This is a genomic window from Aphanizomenon sp. UHCC 0183, assembly GCF_009712065.1.
Classification (GTDB): Bacteria; Cyanobacteriota; Cyanobacteriia; order Cyanobacteriales; family Nostocaceae; genus Dolichospermum; species Dolichospermum heterosporum.
On the sequence record NZ_VILC01000028.1, the window covers coordinates 1 to 18,480 of the forward strand.

At 38.4% G+C, this 18,480-nt stretch carries 16 protein-coding genes and 1 pseudogene; 7 read left to right on the forward strand and 10 right to left on the reverse strand.

Annotated features, from left to right (window positions below):
- Nucleotides 1-152: 152 nt before the first annotated feature.
- A complete protein-coding gene (locus FJR37_RS11980) occupies nucleotides 153-467 on the reverse strand; it encodes a YkvA family protein (RefSeq protein WP_039204729.1) in 315 nt (104 codons plus the stop codon).
- Between the two features lie 186 nt (nucleotides 468-653).
- Between FJR37_RS11980 and FJR37_RS11985 the strand changes: the two genes are divergently transcribed.
- From FJR37_RS11985 to FJR37_RS12005, 5 genes are all read left to right on the forward strand, one after another.
- The gene (locus FJR37_RS11985) at nucleotides 654-1,496 is read left to right on the forward strand and encodes a MotA/TolQ/ExbB proton channel family protein (protein ID WP_168466117.1); all 843 of its coding nucleotides are present in this window, start codon (nucleotides 654-656) and stop codon (nucleotides 1,494-1,496) included.
- Nucleotides 1,486-2,118, forward strand: coding sequence for a biopolymer transporter ExbD (locus FJR37_RS11990; protein ID WP_168466118.1), 633 nt, complete (start codon nucleotides 1,486-1,488; stop codon nucleotides 2,116-2,118). Before FJR37_RS11985 ends, FJR37_RS11990 begins: the two co-directional genes overlap by 11 nt.
- Before the next feature lie 112 nt (nucleotides 2,119-2,230).
- Nucleotides 2,231-3,223 (forward strand): zinc-dependent alcohol dehydrogenase family protein, encoded by a 993-nt coding sequence (locus tag FJR37_RS11995; protein ID WP_168466119.1) that lies wholly within the window; start codon nucleotides 2,231-2,233, stop codon nucleotides 3,221-3,223.
- 16 nt (nucleotides 3,224-3,239) lie between these two features.
- Nucleotides 3,240-5,528 carry a pentapeptide repeat-containing protein gene (locus tag FJR37_RS12000; RefSeq protein ID WP_168466120.1) on the forward strand — a complete coding sequence of 763 codons (2,289 nt, stop codon included), beginning with the start codon at nucleotides 3,240-3,242 and terminating at the stop codon, nucleotides 5,526-5,528.
- 524 nt (nucleotides 5,529-6,052) lie between these two features.
- Nucleotides 6,053-6,925 carry an S-methyl-5'-thioadenosine phosphorylase gene (locus FJR37_RS12005; RefSeq protein ID WP_039204735.1) on the forward strand — a complete coding sequence of 291 codons (873 nt, stop codon included), beginning with the start codon at nucleotides 6,053-6,055 and terminating at the stop codon, nucleotides 6,923-6,925.
- Nucleotides 6,926-6,969: 44 nt separating this feature from the next.
- Here FJR37_RS12005 and FJR37_RS12010 read toward each other — a convergent pair whose 3' ends face one another.
- The 7 genes and pseudogenes from FJR37_RS12010 to sat form a co-directional block, all read right to left on the reverse strand.
- A complete protein-coding gene (locus FJR37_RS12010; protein WP_039204737.1) occupies nucleotides 6,970-7,335 on the reverse strand; it encodes a type II toxin-antitoxin system PemK/MazF family toxin in 366 nt (121 codons plus the stop codon).
- Nucleotides 7,329-7,583, reverse strand: coding sequence for a ribbon-helix-helix domain-containing protein (locus tag FJR37_RS12015; protein ID WP_039204738.1), 255 nt, complete (start codon nucleotides 7,581-7,583; stop codon nucleotides 7,329-7,331). The genes FJR37_RS12010 and FJR37_RS12015 overlap by 7 nt, the downstream gene beginning before the upstream one ends.
- Nucleotides 7,584-7,688: 105 nt before the next feature.
- Nucleotides 7,689-7,955, reverse strand: a pseudogene (locus FJR37_RS27715) (coproporphyrinogen III oxidase); the annotation flags it as partial.
- 83 nt (nucleotides 7,956-8,038) lie between these two features.
- The gene (locus FJR37_RS12025; protein ID WP_168466121.1) at nucleotides 8,039-8,551 is read right to left on the reverse strand and encodes a hypothetical protein; all 513 of its coding nucleotides are present in this window, start codon (nucleotides 8,549-8,551) and stop codon (nucleotides 8,039-8,041) included.
- Between the two features lie 112 nt (nucleotides 8,552-8,663).
- Nucleotides 8,664-9,449 carry a Uma2 family endonuclease gene (locus FJR37_RS12030; protein WP_168466136.1) on the reverse strand — a complete coding sequence of 262 codons (786 nt, stop codon included), beginning with the start codon at nucleotides 9,447-9,449 and terminating at the stop codon, nucleotides 8,664-8,666.
- Between the two features lie 264 nt (nucleotides 9,450-9,713).
- The gene (locus tag FJR37_RS12035) at nucleotides 9,714-11,843 is read right to left on the reverse strand and encodes a caspase family protein (RefSeq protein WP_168466137.1); all 2,130 of its coding nucleotides are present in this window, start codon (nucleotides 11,841-11,843) and stop codon (nucleotides 9,714-9,716) included.
- A 304-nt stretch (nucleotides 11,844-12,147) separates the two neighbouring features.
- Nucleotides 12,148-13,329 (reverse strand): sulfate adenylyltransferase, encoded by a 1,182-nt coding sequence (gene sat / locus FJR37_RS12040; protein WP_168466122.1) that lies wholly within the window; start codon nucleotides 13,327-13,329, stop codon nucleotides 12,148-12,150.
- Between the two features lie 372 nt (nucleotides 13,330-13,701).
- Here sat and FJR37_RS12045 point away from each other — a divergent pair, with 372 nt between their 5' ends.
- Complete coding sequence (locus FJR37_RS12045; protein WP_039200360.1) at nucleotides 13,702-14,127, forward strand: hypothetical protein; 426 nt, start codon at nucleotides 13,702-13,704, stop codon at nucleotides 14,125-14,127.
- Nucleotides 14,128-14,475: 348 nt separating this feature from the next.
- On the opposite strand, the gene ctpC is transcribed toward FJR37_RS12045, so the two are convergent.
- Entirely contained in the window at nucleotides 14,476-15,759 is a 1,284-nt protein-coding gene (gene ctpC, locus FJR37_RS12050) for a carboxyl-terminal processing protease CtpC (RefSeq protein ID WP_039200361.1), read from the reverse strand.
- Nucleotides 15,760-16,737: 978 nt separating this feature from the next.
- Between ctpC and FJR37_RS12055 the strand changes: the two genes are divergently transcribed.
- Nucleotides 16,738-17,388, forward strand: coding sequence for a hypothetical protein (locus tag FJR37_RS12055; RefSeq protein ID WP_168466123.1), 651 nt, complete (start codon nucleotides 16,738-16,740; stop codon nucleotides 17,386-17,388).
- A 200-nt stretch (nucleotides 17,389-17,588) separates the two neighbouring features.
- Here the strand turns inward: FJR37_RS12055 and FJR37_RS12060 are convergent, their stop codons facing one another.
- Nucleotides 17,589-18,473, reverse strand: coding sequence for a CoA-binding protein (locus tag FJR37_RS12060; RefSeq protein WP_168466124.1), 885 nt, complete (start codon nucleotides 18,471-18,473; stop codon nucleotides 17,589-17,591).
- Nucleotides 18,474-18,480: the final 7 nt, after the last annotated feature.

The window sequence follows — 18,480 nt, forward strand, 5'->3', positions numbered from 1 at the left end:
TTTGACACCAATGAAGCTCTTGCTTTACCCCTACACATCTGGGTTCTTTGTCATCTAGCAAAAGTTTAAATCTCACCCGTGTTTAGTATAAAACTATTCCCAGTTAAGAGTTCCCTGTTCCCTGCCCTCACAGACAACTTATTCAGCAAACCCTACTTAACAGGGATAGAATCAACATCCACAGTTTCGCCAGCGGCAGCGGCATGATTAGCCGGATTGGTGGTACTATTTTCTACGGTTCCTTTTTTTGCCTTCCAACCATCAAGAACTAAGGAAGAAACTTCGGAAACGAATAAACTCAACAGTAAAACATCGTCAATTTGACCAATAATAGGAATAAAATCTGGAGAAATATCTAAAGGGCTAATTAAATAGGCTACTGTGCCGATAATTATCCACCAACGGTATTTAGGATTGCGTAGTGTGTTCCGATACCATGTATATAGGGATTGAATTGAGAAGTTCATTCTTAACCTCCAGTGATTTTTTTATTTTGGCAAATAATCATTTAAACTCCCGGTGGGAATAACCGCCATATTGTGTATAGAAGATGTTACTCCTTAGTAATTAATCAGAAAAGTTTGTGAGTAATGCAAAACTCTTTAAAATGAAAATGCCTTGACTACTCGGAATGGAGAGAGGAAACCTACACAGTGGATATTTTAGATTTGTTTAAGAAGGGCGGGCCTGCTATGTGGCCTTTGCTAGTTTTGTCAGTCCTATCACTAAGTGTGATTTTTGAACGTCTATGGTTCTGGTTACGGATTCTTGCCCAGGAAAAAGAAATAGTCAATCGGGTTCTAGATGCTGCTGGTGAGGATTGGGGAATCGCTGAAGCAATGGCTGAACAAGCTATAAAACAGCCCGTTGGCAGGTTTTTATATGCACCTTTAAGCTTGCAAAAAAACGATCCAGAAACCTTTAGATTAGCCCTAGAATCCACCGCAGCCGACGAAATAGCGGGAATGCGTCGGGGTGAAAAACTTTTAGAAGCTGTGATTGCCCTTTCACCACTGTTAGGATTATTGGGGACAGTTTTAGGTTTGATTCGTTCTTTAGGCGCAATTCGTATTGGTGATTTGGGAACTGAATCTACAGCCGGTGTCACTACAGGGATTGGGGAATCGTTAATTAGTACAGCAGCCGGATTAATAGTAGCGATCGCCAGTTTAGTATTCTATCGCTTATTTCAAAGTTTTGTTGTTAACCAAGTTAAGATTTTCAACAAAGCCGGCAATGAATTAGAACTGCTTTACCGTCAATATCCTCCCGAACCTAAAATAATTAACACGGGCAAATTCTCGAAACGCACCTCTACAAATTTCGATTCATCTTCTCAGCTAGAATCAAAAACATTTATTCAAGACCCAGAAAATGAGCCAAATGAGCCAATTGATAATTACGATTTAAACCTTGTCAATTCAGCAAATTCACCCGATAACAAGGTTGATAATGCCAATTTGAACTCTGGAGAAAAACAAGAAGATGAAAGTTAAGCTAGACACCTCCGGTGAAGACCTTCAGATTCAAATTATCCCCCTAATTGATGTTGTTTTTTGTATTCTGACATTCTTTCTATTGGCAGCTTTACAATTTACCCGTCAGCAAGCAATTAATGTTGACTTACCCAAAGCTAGTACAGGCGAAAATTCTGCCGCTAATTCCCAAATTAAAAGCAAAATATTACCTGTAACAATTGATGCTATTGGATTAACTTACATCGAAAAAGAACCTGTGAAACGGGAGGAATTAGAAGCACGTTTAAAACAATACATCCAAACAAATCCAGACGGGATTTTAGTATTGAATGCGTCGCGGACAGCTACTTATAACGACGTAATTCAAACCTTAGACTTGCTGAGAAGAGTAGGAGGAAATCGTGTATCTTTGGGAATTATCCCCGGTTCATCTCAACCATTGACAAATTTACCCAATTTCCCTACTCCTCCCATACCGAATAATCCCACCAACCCAGAAATTAACTCACCGGAAAATTTGAGGTCTTTACCACCGATTAACCCTAATCCCTTGTCCACGCCTGGAAACGGAATTAATTCTGGTACTTTACCTCAAACACCTGTAACACCAGGAACAAATAATTCTTCTCCTCAAAATTAAAACCATTTTGTGAGAGATTTCGGATATTTTCTCCCCATATTTTCCTGAAAAATTAGGAAGTTATGGGGACATTTTTAGGTAAACTTAAATAAGTGTATCTAGGAGAAAAATCATGAAAGCAATATTAATGACCGCAGTAGGTAAACCAGAAGTTTTAGAACTACAAGAAGTTCCTCAACCTATACCAACAAATAAAGAAATTTTAGTAAAAATTTTCGCTGCCGGTGTTAATCCCATTGATACTAAATTACGTCAGCGGGGGACATTTTTTCCGGAACAAATGCCAACTATTTTAGGATGTGATGGTGCAGGTATAGTAGAAGCTGTGGGTAATGATGTCCAAAAATTTGGCGTTGGTGATGAAGTATATTTTTGCTATGGTGGTTTGGGTGCAAGTCCAGGAAATTATGCTGAATATATCATTGTTGATGAAAGATGTGTGGCATTGAAACCCAAATCTGTTTCTTTTGCAGAAGCAGCAGCAGCACCTCTGGTTTTAATTACTGCTTGGGAAGCTTTATATGAACGGGGAAGACTTGAACCAGGAGAAAAGGTATTAGTTCATGCTGGTGCGGGTGGTGTTGGTCATGTGGCTATTCAATTGGCTAAACTCAAAGGTGCTGAAGTAGCGACTACGGTGAGTTCACGAGAAAAGGCTAATTTTGTCACTCAACTTGGTGCTGATAAGGTGATTTTTTACAAAGAAACTGATTTTGTCGCATCTGTATTAGATTGGACTAATGGTGAAGGCGCAGATTTAGTTTTTGATACTGTGGGTGGTGATACCTTGGAAAAATCTTTTCCCGCAGTGCGACTTTATGGCGATATTGTGACTATTCTAGAACCAAAAGCTAACACTGTTTGGAAAGTTGCTAGAAACAGAAATCTCCGCATTGGTTTAGAACTAATGCTAACACCGTTGTTGTTAGGAAATATGGAATTGTTAACACATCATGGGGATATTTTACAAGAATGTGCTAATTGGATAGACGAAGGGAAGTTACAAATTGAAGTTAGTCAGACCTTCCCTTTAGCCTCAGCAGCAAAAGCACACGCTTTAGTGGAAACTGGTTCTGTCCTGGGTAAGGTTGTTTTATTGAATTAATCATTAAGTAGGGAATTTGTTGAGATTATTTTGTCACTTTAGCTATTTACAAAAATGGGATTTTTCTCACCTTTGGCAAATAAAAAACACGATTAAAAAAATAAACTTATTATCTGCGGAATTAGGAAAAATCATCATATCTAATTCCGTAATCATAAGTTTTGTTTGTATATTTGCTATATTTTTACTTCCTATTCCTACTTTTGCAGTTCCCAATGAACCTATCACTTTAACTTGGGAATTATTACAAGAACGAGTTAAAACACCAATTTTACGAGATGGTAATTTAACTGTAGATTTAAAAAAAATGGTGATTGATTTACGTCCAGAAAATGCTATTTTTCGGGATAATTTTTATCAATTACTCAGAAAAGAATTACAAAGAACTGGGGCGACAGCTTTGGGTTTAGATTTGAGTAATTCTGTAATTGAAGGTGATTTTTATGGCAGTGATTTGGGTTTACGAACTCCTCTTTATGCTCAAGGAATAGCCCAAATTTTCACACATACAGAACAGCAACAGTTAGAAAGTTTACGTTCAATATGTTTGCAATCTTTAGCAAGAGCTTTTCCTAATGCTAAAGATTGTAAATCTTTGTTGAACAATCAGTCCAATAACTCTAGTAGTATTGCTGTATTTCGTGGGGCTTTAATCATGGTAGGAAGTCGTTTTAATGGGGAAGTAAAATTCCCGAATACGTTCTTTCTCCAACCTGTAAATGCTCAAGGGGCAAATTTTTTAAAACCTACTAATTGGGACGAATCCAGATTTGGCAGAACTGTGAGTTTTAGTGGGGCTATTTTTCACGCCCTGAGTAGTTTTGAAGGTAGCATTTTCTTTGAGAAAGCCAATTTTCAAAATATTAAATTTCTAGATGCTGCTAATTTTCAAGGTGATGTATTTTGTGATGATGTAAAATTTAATCAAGGAAAATTTCAACAAGTAGTTAGGTTTAATAGTAGTTATTGGCAAAAAAAAGCTGATTTTTCCAGTGCTATTTTTAATAATCAAGTTAATTTTAATCAGGTGAATTTTCATCAATCTTTATTAATGAAAGATGCTATTTTTAAACAAGCTCTAATTTTTAGAGAATCTGAGTTTAATGAATCTGTAGATTTGCAGAGTGCAAGTATTCTCAATCAAGCTGATTTTAGTGATGTCAAGTTTGCAGAAACCGCATTTTTAAATGTTTCTGGGTTGGTTTTTAATTCTAATCAAGCAAAAATTTTAGGTAATGTTGGCGAAATTGGTAAAAAGTTGATTGTGCTAAGATTACGAGGTAATCAAAATATTTTGCGGAATTTAAGTCAAAATTTCCGGTTACAACAGCAGGTTAGTGATGCAAATCAGTTGGAATATACGAAACAACGGTTAAGATTAATTGAATTAAGTCATCAGTTGTTAGCTATCAATATTAATACTGCTGCTGTGAATAGGTTAATAAATTTAGGTTTTTCTGCAACTCAAGCGGCTGAAATTAATCAATATCGTCAAATTAAACATTTTCGGAATATTAGCGAGTTACTAGTTTTACCTGATGTGGATTTGGAAATATATAATCAGTTAAGGGAGAGAATTATTGCTACTGAACCTCTAGTTTTTAGTGGGTGGGTAGTTAAATCTTTAAATTGGTTGTTATTGAGTTTATTATTGTTATTGAGTGGTTATGGGACAAATTTTTGGTTAGTATTTGGTGTGGGTGGTGTAGTTATTTCCTGTTTTGGTGTATTATTTTGGTTAGTTGATCGTTGTCGTCGGTTGTCTCCTGTAGCAATTATTCCTAGATATTATGAAACTGTTTGTATATTATTGAGTTTTATTGGTTCAATATCTGGTAGTTTATTGGCAATTTTTCGGAATTCTGGTAGTCCTTGGTTAACTTTATTGTGTTTATTTATGATTATTTTTCCCCTACCGGGGATTTTATTGTGGCGACTTTATAAACAAGGGCGTTATCATGATTTAATGGATGTTTCTTATTTTCGAGAAGATGGAACATTAAGACAGCTAAGATTATTAATTGGGAGATTACCCGTGATTCCTAGAAATCCCAGTTTTCGGGAAAGATATATGCCGCTATTATGGGATAGGTGTTGGAATTGGCTGAATTATTATGATTTTAGTTTGAATAATTTGGTAAGATTAGGATTTAATGATATTCGGTTACGTGATGAACATTTACCAGGAATTATTTCTATTTTGGCTTGGTATCAGTGGAGTTTAGGGTTACTTTACATTATTTTAGCGGGTTGGACGCTTTCGCGGACAATTCCTGGGTTAAATTTATTAATTTATCTAAAATAAGTTAAATATCCCTAATTTTTTGAAAAATTCGGAGATTTTTATATTCGTGTCCCTACACCCGGATTTCTCAAAAATTAGTAAGGAATATGAATTAAATAAAGTGCAAAAGTAGGGTGTGTTAGCGACAGCGTAACGCACCATTTCAGGTTAAGTCAGAATTGCAGGTTATTAAATTTGCGTTCCTAAGTAGGTGAACACAATAAAACCGAACTCTGTAAGTAGTGAGACAGAATTAATTACACAATTTCATTGCGTAAGCGTCGCGTGGCGTTAGCCATATGGAACGAAGTGAAATGAAGCAATCGCAAGGGTTGTGATTGCTTCCCTTCGCTCGCAATGACTGTAAATACAATTACTTAAAGAAACGTAAAATCGCTGAAAACTTCTTTACTCTTGCCTATTGCCTTGCTATAACGACAATTTTCAACGCCAACCTACTTATCTGTGAATTTTGTGCATTTATCAAGGGACAGTTTTTAGGTAAAATTACTTGTTAGTTCAATTAATAAGAAAGTGGATAGTTTATGACGATAGCTAGAATTGGAATCATTGGTGGAAGCGGGTTATATAAGATGGAATCACTCAAAGATGTGGAGGAAATAGAGATTTCTACCCCTTTTGGTTCACCGTCGGATGCGATTATTATCGGAACTTTAGAGGAAACTCGCGTGGCATTTTTAGCGCGTCATGGTCGTAATCATACGTTGTTACCTTCTGAATTGCCGTTTCGGGCTAATATTTACGCGATGAAGCAATTGGGGGTAGAATACTTAATCTCTGCGAGCGCTGTGGGTTCTTTGAAGGCTGAAGCTAAACCCCTAGATATGGTAATTCCTGATCAGTTTATTGATCGAACCAAGAATAGTATTTCTACCTTCTTTGGTGAGGGAATTGTGGCGCATATTGCCTTTGGTGAGCCGATTTGCCAGAATTTGGCTGGGGTTTTGGGGGAGGCGATCGCTTCTTTAAATTTACCAGATGTTACGTTACATGATGGTGGTACTTACGTATGTATGGAAGGACCGGCTTTTTCCACTAAGGCTGAATCTCATCTCTATCGGAGTTGGGATGCTACGGTAATCGGGATGACAAATTTACCCGAAGCAAAGTTAGCCAGGGAAGCGGAAATCGCTTATGCAACCTTGGCGCTGGTAACGGATTATGATTCTTGGCATCCCGATCATGATAGCGTGACGGTGGAAATGGTGATTGGGAATTTACACAAGAATGCGGCGAATGCACAAAAGGTAATTCAAGAAACTGTGAAGCGGTTAAGTGCAAATCCCCCTGCTAGTGAGGCGCATTCGGCTTTGAAGTATGCGATTTTGACGAATTTAGCAAATGCACCAGCAGCAACGAAGGAGAAGCTGGCTTTGTTGCTGGAGAAGTATTTGTAAGGGAATAGGGGATTGGGGATGAGGGTAAAAATAAAATGCAGCTTTTATTCATCAAAATCTATTTCTTGTGGTTCTGTGACTATTGCTAATCCTGCTAAAATTTGTCTAATTCTTTCTTGAGATAGCTTACCAATTTTTTCAGTTAATAAAGCTTTATCTACTGTAAAAATCTGTGATACATTTACTACACTTTGTCTATCAAGATTAGCTTCTCCTAACTCTAGTAAAACATTACCCATTGCCTTAGCTCGTCGCAAATTAGAAGTTAATGCACAAACTATGACTGTTCTAATTTGAGAACTATTGAGTAAATCATTTTGGATGACTACATAAGGACGGATATAAGCTGGTTCTGAGCCTATTGGTTCTCCCAAATCAATCCAATAAATATCACCTTGCTTAATTACCATTCTTTTTCTTTTAATTGTCCTTGATGATGTCGCATTGCTGCTAACATTATTTGTTCTGATTCATCTAGATCATCTGCATAAGCTTCATTAACACTTTCTACTAATTGGCGATGTTTTTTACGACGCAAAAATTCTTCCATTGCTAGAGCAAATAATTTACTGCGAGGAATTTTCATTGCATTTGCTAAAGCGGTTACTTCTTCATACAGTGATTCTTCAATTGAAATAGCTGTTTTGATACTTGTCATTGAGTTACACCTCTTTTCTGACTGAGGGTATAACTGAATTTTACTCTATTACACAAACAAAGTCCACCTGCGTGGACTGATAAAAATCTCATATCAGCAGGTCTACCAAAATCCCCGCCGCGCTGAGTAGGGATCTTTCTCTTCATCTTCTGTGTGGGCATGATGTAAGCGATGTCCAGCTACCCAAAAAATCGGTCTGCCTTGGATGGATAATGCTCCTAAAATAGATTCTGCTCTACCATTGGTTTGTAAACCAAATATTGTTCCCCGGTCATAGACTAAGTTAAATTCAACGTAACGACCTCTACGGTATAATTGGAATTGACGCTGGCGATCGCATTCTCCATAACTCCAGAAAAGCGATACATCAATCTTAACATTTTCCTGATTTGGTCAGAATCAGGATGTCCAGGATTAAAGGATTTATAGGATGGAGATTGACATTTTTTTAATCATTAATCCCACCAATAAGTAATAACTACAGCATCTCGCTGTTGCCAAAGCGACTCACCTTCCAAACCTGCTTCCAATCTCATTCGTAACTGTCGCCTAAGTCGCAAACCATACTCTTCATTATTACCATCAGTAATATCCACTGAATCTGCACGCCACTTTTTACCCAAATCCAAAAGCTGAGACACGATAGTATCTTGGTTTTCTGTCAAAATGTACAGAGTATCTCCAGGATAAGCTACAAAGTGTATTGTACTCGATTCTGGCATCGGGCGATAATTTGCCATTGCCAATAAAGTATCTACCAAACCACCAAAACTTAAACCATTTTCATCTGGTGCAAAAATTGGTTTCGTAAACAGAAAACTTGCCCATAGATGAGAATATTGACTAAGATCCCTAATAACCTCCTCCCCATTAAACTCATTAAAGCGACGTTGCCACATCAAAGCTGCAAAAAGTTCTTGGGGACTGTATTCTTGAGCTAGGGTTTGAATGTTGACTAGGTTTAACATAGAGAATGAATAACAGTTTGATTAAGTAGGTTGGCGTTAAAAATTGTCGTTATGGCAAGGGAATTATCAAAGATTCCCGACTTCTTTAAGAAGTCGGGGATCTGAATAAAAGTTAGTCAGAAATGCCAGCATCTCGCAGGCGTTTCTCTAACTGTTCCAAGCGTTTTAAGGCAGTTTCTTTAGCAAGTCGTTCTTGGTTAACTTGGTGTTGAGCAGTTTCTTTAGCAAGTCGTTCTTGTTCTTTAGCAAGTCGTTCTTGTTGCACTAACTCAGAACCCCAAAGTAGCAAATTACCATCTTGATCCCACCAGCGTAACCAATAACCTTGACGGTTTTCGCGTTTTCCTTGCCAAACACCAATAAATAATTCCATTTCAGTTAACCAGTAACGGTTATTTTCATCTGAGGAACGCAATTTATAGTGTCCATGTTCATGCAAGTGATATATTTCTAATTCACCAATATCTGGTTGAAAAATGATGTAGTTAGGAACTTGTAAAACTTGTTCATAATAAAACCATTTTCCAGGAGGATAGGTGTGTTTATTAGAATATTCACTACCATCGGTATCGGAAAGAAATTCCATTACCACCGCAGGAATTTGTCCCTGTTTGTGGGGGGTGTAACTGCGTTGGATTTGTTCTCTAGGCACTGTAATTTGCGGCACGTAAGCCCAGTCAGGGGCTTTGATGACAAATTTATCATTTACTGTGGCGCAGATGCCGTAATTGGTGGTAGCAAGGGCAGTTTCTGGAAGTTTGCCAGCAAATTCTAGGCTTTCCGTGAGTGCTGCTGCCAGACTAGGTTGATTGACATTATCCACAGGTTCATCGTCTAAAATGAAGTCTTCGGGTAAGAGTTCCCAAGTGATTTTGGTGGTCGAAGCACTTACAACCATAGGAAACATAAATAATAGATTAAATTCTAGTATAGCCTGTGATGGATATGACTGGGAATTTTAGATTTTAGATTTTAGATTAAAACAATTGGGAAATTCCAAATCCAAAATCAAGTGACAATTAACGAAGTTTAGATATTTGCATTTCTAAAGTAAGGATTCAGGCTACAGAAAACTTGATATAGCAGAGAAGATAAAAGAAAAATATTCTTTATTCTAAACTCCTGAATGGGCGCAGGCCCTGCGCCCCTACATCCTGACTTTCTAAACAACTTGAAAACTAAAGTTCAAACTCGCCCAATTATTAACAGCCAAAATATAGGCATCATTGGTAGTAATATTAATATCAGTTTTCACTTTACTAGCATTATGTAGATCTTGTAATATAGCTTGGGCAACTTCCAAAGGATTGACTATAGGACTGATAGCCTGTTGATCTGTGGTAGAATATTTGGTAGTAGCCAATGCCGCGAGAGTTTCCTGAAACGGTGCGGTACTCAGAATAATTTGGTGTTCACAAAAAGTATAACGTGTGGGTAATAACCAACCAGAGACAGATTGATTATCTGGTATTTTCATAGTTTGACCTGGAGGAATGAGAATTTCTATTAGTTGGGGTTTAGTGGGAGGAATTTCTGTTTCTGGAAAAACTTCCCAAGGATAAAAAGCAAAGGCATTTTGATTATTATTTAAACCCACTAAAATTAAGTATATAGGGCGATCACTCAAATTTTCAACCTTATATTGCAAGCGACTACCCAGAGGAATTGTCGGCATAGCAGTTCCCTCATAGTCAGGTGGTTGCAAAATGTTATCCTGACTAGCAGTTCCCAAAGTGTCCCGCACCATAAACACGCGGGGGACAACACTATTAACAACCTCTAAAGTCGCCCTCACAGGTAAACGGGAAGAACCTTGATTTTCTGTCAACTGCCACAACTTTGATGCCAACAAAGTCGAAAATTGCGGTGTTAATCGCTGTACTGCCACCTTCACCGCTTCCCCAACTTCCCCAATAGTATTAATAATTGGTTCACCACCCAGGCAAAAAAGACCATAACGGCTAGGAACTTGGGCGACTTTACCAAATACATAATCAGCGGTTTCTTGTGTGGTAATAATATTAGCAATTCGGCTAATTCCTGAAAAAACGCTAGTAGCATCTACCACTTCAATTCTTTCCAAATGCTCATCTAATGCCACATTCACAAAAATATTACGGGGTAATATGCGTATACTTTCTTGGACTATTTGCCCAACTTGAGGGAGATTGGTAATCTCCCTATTTGTTAATTGAGCTTTAGCTACTAACCCACTTCGTGATTTAATAGTTAACTCTGCCCCTGTCTGCAAAATTAACCGAGAATTTATGCCATAATTAGTGAGAACGTGAAGAGGTAATCCCCCCAACCATAACTTAAATATTTTGCCATCTTCTTCTACGGATTGAATCACACCAATACTTCTCAAGTTATCAATCGGAAAATAATCAATAATTAAAGCATTTTGAAATTTATTTAACTCATTTAATAGACTTGGTTGTTGTTTTCCACCCAACTGATACATGGAAGTAGCAACACCAGAAAGAAAAACCGAAATTGTTTTAGCTGGGGTAGTTTCCCACAAATATTGAGTTAAAGCATAAGTTAATAATCCCGCAGTGCCATTAGAGAAAATAAATTCTCCTGCCTGTTGATTTGGTGCTGCGGTAGCGTTGATAATTAGAGGATGATAATTAGCTAATTGCCGATTTTTCAGTTGGGATAAAAACTCTAATTCTTGTATTTGTAAAATTGCTGCTGATGATTCTGGTCGGGTCCGCACTCGTAAACCATTGGGTTTTAATTTAGGAGCATGATTGTAACTGGTATCTAATATTGCCGTAACTTGATTTGTAGGGAGCGATCGCAATAATAATAACAGAGTTTCTATCAATAAATAGTTTCTCGATTTTGTGCCTAATAAATTATTCTCATCAACAGGAACTATGGCATTTGCTAATATTCCCGTCCCCAAATTAACACAAGTCCCATAGCCAGAAAAATGGAAAATCACCACATCTCCAGATTTCGCTTGCTTACCCAAATGATCTAAAAAAGCCGCTTTAATAAAATCTTTACTAGCTTGTTCATCAGTTAAAGTCAGAATATCCGCTGCGGCAAATCCACAACGATTAATTAACAGTTCTGTTTGCAATTCCACATCAGTTATACAACCCCCCAGTGCAGGACTTTGTGGATATTGATTAATGCCTATTAATAATGCTAACTTCCGCTGGTGAGATTGTGCTAAAGCTTGGTAATAGGGATTTCCCAAACTCAACCACTCAGTCTCAGCTAACCCCAATGCTGCTAGTAAGCCGCTAATTTGTTGTAAAAACCTACGCCGTTTCATCATTAGCAATCAGACTCCAGCCCGTTAGCTTATAGCGTGAATTACTCCGCCGTAAGACAGACGGAGCTTCCCAATTCATCGGGAGTAGCCTCTAGAACTTCGTAGTTCTATTGGACTTACATTCCCTCCAAGGGCAGGAGTCCTGATCCCCAAGACCCAAATCTTTTGCTTGCGACATATACCTATTAGCTTGGTTTTCGCTTATGGCATTGATGGTCAAGATACTCAATATCTTACCAGAAGATCCTGGGGATTCGTCATCCATCCACACTTTATTTTTACAAGTAAAGTTTTTGATCTGAATCTAAACTAATACAGGAGAAATTTTCATAGCCCGGGTTAACTCAGCCGCTACTTCTGGACGAGAAAATTCTGGTGGTGGTAATTCACCTCGACGTAACATTTCCCGCACCTTTGTTCCCGACAGATGAACTCGTTCCTCTGGACTACTAGGACTGGTTTTAGTTGTGGCCATTTGTTTGGTGCGCTTGCAATAGAAAGCGTGTTCAAACTTCATTGGCACAATTCCCAACTCTTCAGGGGCGAATTCATCGAATATATACTGAGCGTCATAAGTGCCGTAGTAGTCACCCACACCAGCATGATCACGTCCGACGATAAAATGTGTACAGCCGTAATTTTTCCGCACTAAAGCATGGAAAATGGCTTCCCTTGGACCTGCATAGCGCATCGCTGCTGGGTTAATTGCCAAAATTACTCTATCTACAGGGTAATAGTGTTCTAGTAAAATTTCATAACAACGCATCCGCACATCAGCGGCGATGTCATCCTCCTTAGTTGCCCCTACCAGTGGATGCAAAAATAGACCATCTACAGTTTCTAAAGCGCATTTTTGAATATATTCATGGGCGCGGTGGATAGGATTGCGAGTTTGGAAACCCACAATTGTTTTCCAGCCTTTTTCTCGAAACATTTCCCGTGACGCAGCGGGGTCAATTTGGTAGCTGGGAAAATGGGGATGAGAATCACGTTGTAATAACCAAATATCACCTGCTAGGTTGATAGAACCTTGGTTATAAACTACCTGCACCCCAGGATGTTTAAGATCATCAGTGCGATAAACATTGATGGCTTCCTGTTGTTTGTCGTAGGTATACTTTTCAGTAAGTTCCAATACCCCAATAAACTCGCCTCTGGGATTATCCAGACGCACTAAACCGCCTTTTTGTAGAGGGGCTGCTACTTCTTCTGTTACAGACAGTGTAATAGGAATTGACCAGACAATACCGTTAGCTAACCGCATTTCTGTAACGACTCGGTTATAGTCTGCTTGGTTCATGAAACCAGTCAAAGGACTAAAACCACCAATGGCAATCATTTCTAAATCGGAAACTGCTCGCTCATCAAGTTCCACACGCGGTAAAAAGTCAGCTTTAGAGAGAAATATTTCTCTTTGTGCTGAGGAAGCAACCCGGTTAATTAACTCTCCACCGTGGGCGGCAATGGCATCTGGATGGTAACTCAACGTAATTTTTCCCTAATTGTTGCAAACTATGTATTAAGTTACCAAATTATTGGTACACATTGTTAAATTTCTGTGAATTTTTTTCCTTTGCCGGTCGGAAAGGGTGAGATTAGAAGGAGTGGGGGGAGTGGGGGGAGTGGGGGGAGTGGGGGGAGTGGGGGAGAAATTTCTTCTTTCTTCTTTCTTCTTTCTTCTTTCTTCTTTCTTCCTCCTGAATGGGCGCAGGCCCTGCGCCCCTACCTCCTGAACTCCTCCTGTAAGACATTACAAACAATTAAAATAAAAGTTGTGTTACACGAAAGTTTAAACTCAAGAGAGTTTTCAAATTGAGTATCAATAGAAGATTCACCCAAACATAGAGGAGTTGATAATATGGGGATAAAATTTCCAGTTTTGAGTGGGGTACTGGTACTTCTCGCTACCAATTTTTTCTTGCCTTCAGTTGCTAAAGCTGAGACTGAAACAACCAGTAGTATGTTTGAACGAGCTTATTTTCGCCATGATCCCAATTTTTATGACAATGGCAGTTTAAATCGTAAAGTAGATGCTTTAATTGGACCTGGGAAAAAATTTGGTACTACTTTTACTGACAATGAAATCGCTAAAGATGCTGAGTTGGTAAATACACTTTATCTTGATGCTATGGCTCAACAAACATTAAATGATCCCTATCTGCGGACACCTGATTTACCCAATCCCTACGATTCTTCTTTGTTAATGACTCCCCGCTATAATGGCAATCAGCTTAAAGTTGGGACTGAATACCGATTTAACAATTCACAACGGCGGTATAAATAACACAGCAGAAGTCATAGAGTCAGGAGTAAAACTGGCTTGCTGTGAGGCGTAGCCATATTGAGGTATGAAATTCCCAAATTGAACCTTTAAAACTCAAACCTCAGTGCGTCTACTCTTCGATATCACGAAGCGTGATTGCGCCTTTGCGTGAGACTAAAATTCATACCCTATAATCAGCAACGCCTAAATAATTAGCGATCGCATTGATTTATCACCTATATGTGCGATGATTCGATGCGATCGCTATAATATCAGGCAACAAAAGAAACGCTAACGCAATGACATTGTGTAATTAATTATGTCTCACTACTTATAACGACAATTTTCAACGCCAACCTACTTAATCAATTAATTTTTCCTAATTGTCTTGGTATTTTCAGCAGATTGTTTACCCAATAACTCCACAGCTTTAGCAAATTGAGGATCTTCAAGAGTCGCTAATTTATCTTTTCCACCTAACCATAACTCTTGACGTTGGGCATCAGTCAATTCTACCTTCACGTCTGGATCAATACCATGTTTATTAATATCTTTCCCACTGGGAGTATGATATTTAGCAATAGTTACAGCCAAACCAGCGCCAGATTTTAAAGGTTGTACGGACTGGACTAGACCCTTGCCAAAAGTTTGATTTCCTACTAAAGTTGCCCGTTTATTATCTTGCAATGCCCCAGAAAGAATTTCACTAGCACTAGCTGAACCTTTATCTACTAATATCATCAAAGGTTTATCAGTCAGAGCCGTGCTATTGGCAACTTGTTTATCCTGTGTACCTTGCCGGTCAATAGTAGAAACAATTGTGCCTTTATTTATCCACATTTGAGCAATTTCTATACTCGCGTATAGGAGTCCACCGGGATTACCACGTAAATCTAGAATATAACCAGAAACCTTTTTAGCCTCTAACTTTTCAATAGCATTTTTCATTTCCTTGCTGGCATTAGCGCTGAATTGATTCAAGCGAATATAACCAATATTTCCCGCTGGGGTTTTCTTTTCCGAAAAGCGAACGGGATGAATTTCAATCCGCGCTCGTTGAATATTAAATTGTTTTTTCTGACCATTCCGCAAAATTGTCAGTTTCACCTTGCTACCTGATTCTCCACGAATGAGGGCTACCGCGTCATTGGTGTCCATGCCTTTGGTACTTTTGCCATCAATCTCAAGAATGATATCTTTAGCTAAAATCCCGGCTTTAAATGCGGGTGTATCCTCAATTGGGGCGATAACAATCAGTTGTTTTGTTTTTGCATCTTGACTGATGGTGATACCAATACCTGTAAGTTCTCCAGAGGTATCAACTTGCATATTTTTGAATTCTTCTGGGTTCATGAACCGGGTGTAGGGGTCTTCTAGCTTTTTCAGCATTTCCCGGACAGACTTGTAGGCTGATTTATCATCAGTATAGGACTTGCTTAAATATTCCTTACGTACGGCTTGCCAATCTACCTGATTAAAAGTACCATCTACATATCGGTAGTAAATAATTTGCCATACTTCATCTATCAAATCCTTGTGACTATCTTTAAATGAAGCCTTACCAATTGAGTGAATACCCAAACCAGTAACAGCAATTGTAGAAAGCGTTACCACCGTAGCACTCAAAACCAGTTTACTTTTTGTAATTACCATAATGGCGGCCGTGTCAGGGGAAAAAATATATATCAAGTATGCCCAATCTAACACAGCGATCGCTAATTGGTAATTGATAGTTGTCACTCATCACCGTAACATTGGCAATTCCCACTCCCTGGGGATATTAAGAGACTTCCAAATAAAAAAATGTCCCAAAACTGATGCAAAAATTCTCTCTCTGTGTACTCTGTGCCTCTGTGGTTCGTTTCTTGGGATAATTTATTTCTGGGAAGTCTCTAACTGAATGAAAACAATACCAGAGCGATCGCTCCCTAATAAGGCAGTGTCTGTTTTAACCTTTAAAAAATGGTACTAACAACAGTTAATACAATACATTTTAACTATTAAACGGAGTCAACAAAAAACTAGAGTTTAGTACCTGCATAAATAAGAACCTATGTCAAAGAAAATAAAAGGTTCTTCGGTACTTGTTATGCTATTGAGAGAAGGGAACTCTTACAGCAAATTGTCATCAAACCTGGAACAAGAACCCCACCCCCAACCCCCTCCCCGCAAGCGATGAGGGGGCTAAGATGTACCTCATAAGATTGGAAATCGCTGTAAGAGGGTGTTTGAAAAGTTATGGTTGATGTATCAAATATTTTTTACCCCACCCTAACCCTCCCCTTGTAAAGGGAGGGAACTGGATTTTTATTGTTTCCCCCCTTTACAAGGGGAAAGGGGGGTAGCAATGTGATGAAAATTACGGAATACCACTTTTCAAACATCCTCTAAGAGAAGGAATGTCAGATATTAATGACTTTAAAGACTTAATAATTTGGCAAAAGGGATGGATATTGCTCAAAGATGCTATTTCCTCACTAAAATTTTTCCCAAAGATGAGCTGTATAGTATGGTTTAATCGTAACTGTTCACACTCCCCCCTATCTTTAACGAGAGATCAAGGGTTTAGATAATTTTAGAGGGCGGGAATGAATAACTACGTTCCCTCGTAAATAAAAATAGGAAAAATTAATGAATAAGAGATGCTTACGACAAGCCAAGCTACGACTATTTATCTTAGGATTCAGTTTAATAACTTTGACTGCTAATGAATTATCAGTATTAGCCCAGACTCGACAGCCCACAAATACAGAACTAAGAAAATTACGTCAAGGACTTCAGCAACAAATTAGGAGAACCAAAAATAATAATGTAGGTGCTGGACATCTTCAAGATAGCCGTACTCAAGTAGAAAAGAACACAAGAGAATCCTTTGTACGTGCTTGGTCAAAGACAGAACCAGAATTAGCACCTTTCTTTGGTTTGTGGGTGGGATACGAAAATATTAGTCATATCTATCCATCAAATAGTAAGGGTCGTGTTTGTGTTGTTGAAACAGCTGAAGGTTCTGGTCGTTTAACTACTGGTGTTTTCTCTAATGGAGTTATAAAAACCAATATTGGAGAAGTGCTATTCAAAGAAGGAAATTATTATTTAGGATCAGCATTGCTCAAAAATGGCAGATTTGTCAGCAATAATAGTGAGATTCCTTTACGTAGTCCCAGACCTGTTGAATCACTAAGTGGATTACTTGAAAATATATTTGAAGCATCAGAAAAAAATCAAATTTCTCAACAATTTAAAGCTGCTGGTTGTACTTCTAGTACCGTGCGGAGTAAGTAATTTTTTTGCATTACTATATCACGCATATCCCTACTTGTACATACCCTACAAACTCTCGAAAGTGGGGGGAGAGTGAAAAACTACCAGAAATCTCTATATTGCTTTCCTGTTCCCTCTCCTCAATATGAAATTTATTTTGTCGGACTACTTGTAAGCTGTTAGACCGTCAGGAGATAGCGTTGACGGTTTTTTTGTGAGAACTAAGATTTCATAATTTTTTTGAGTAGTTCAGGAATTTGAACGGGACTGTTAGCAACAGGAATTTTGGCGGACTCAAAAGCAGCCAATTTACTTTCTACTGTACCAAAAGTCGCAGAACGTCCAATTACAGTTGCTAAAGTCCCTGTTTGTTGCCAATTTCGCGCTGGTGGTGCGTGTCTACCGGCAATATAGGCAATTACAGGTTTGTCAATTGCTTCTGTAATATATTGTGCTGCTGCTTCTTCGCTTCCCCCACCAGGTTGTCCGATTAAAACAATCGCTTCTGTGGTGTCGTCTTCATCGAGAATTTGTAACCATTGGAGGAATGAAGAGCCAACAATAGCATCACTACCAATACTGACACTAATTGATTGTCCTAAACCCGCTTTTGTTAATTCCCAGGCGACTTCGTAGGTGAGGGTACTACTACGACTAACAATACCCACAGAACCAGGAATATAAAATTCGCTAGGTTGAATACCCAGGAGAATTTTCCCCGGAACGATGATTCCTGGACTATTTGGTCCAATAATTAAAGTCTCACAAGCTTCTGTTTTGCGAAGAAGTTGTACCATGTCCAGTGGTGGAACGCCAGCGGTAGTAATGATAATTTGGGGGATATTAGAGGCGATCGCTTCTAATGCTGCATCCAAAACTTGATAAGGTTGAACACAAATAATTGTGGTGTCAATCTGTCCAAATTTGGCAACAGCCTCCTCTACTAAATCAAATACTGGTAGATTATATATTTTTTGTCCACCATAACCAGGCTTGACACCAGCTACTAAATTTGTGCCATAAGCTTGCATTTGAGCAATATGGGTTGCGGAAATAAATTCACAAAATCCCTGGATTAAAACTTTACTTTCTGGTGTTAAGTTCATAGTCTGT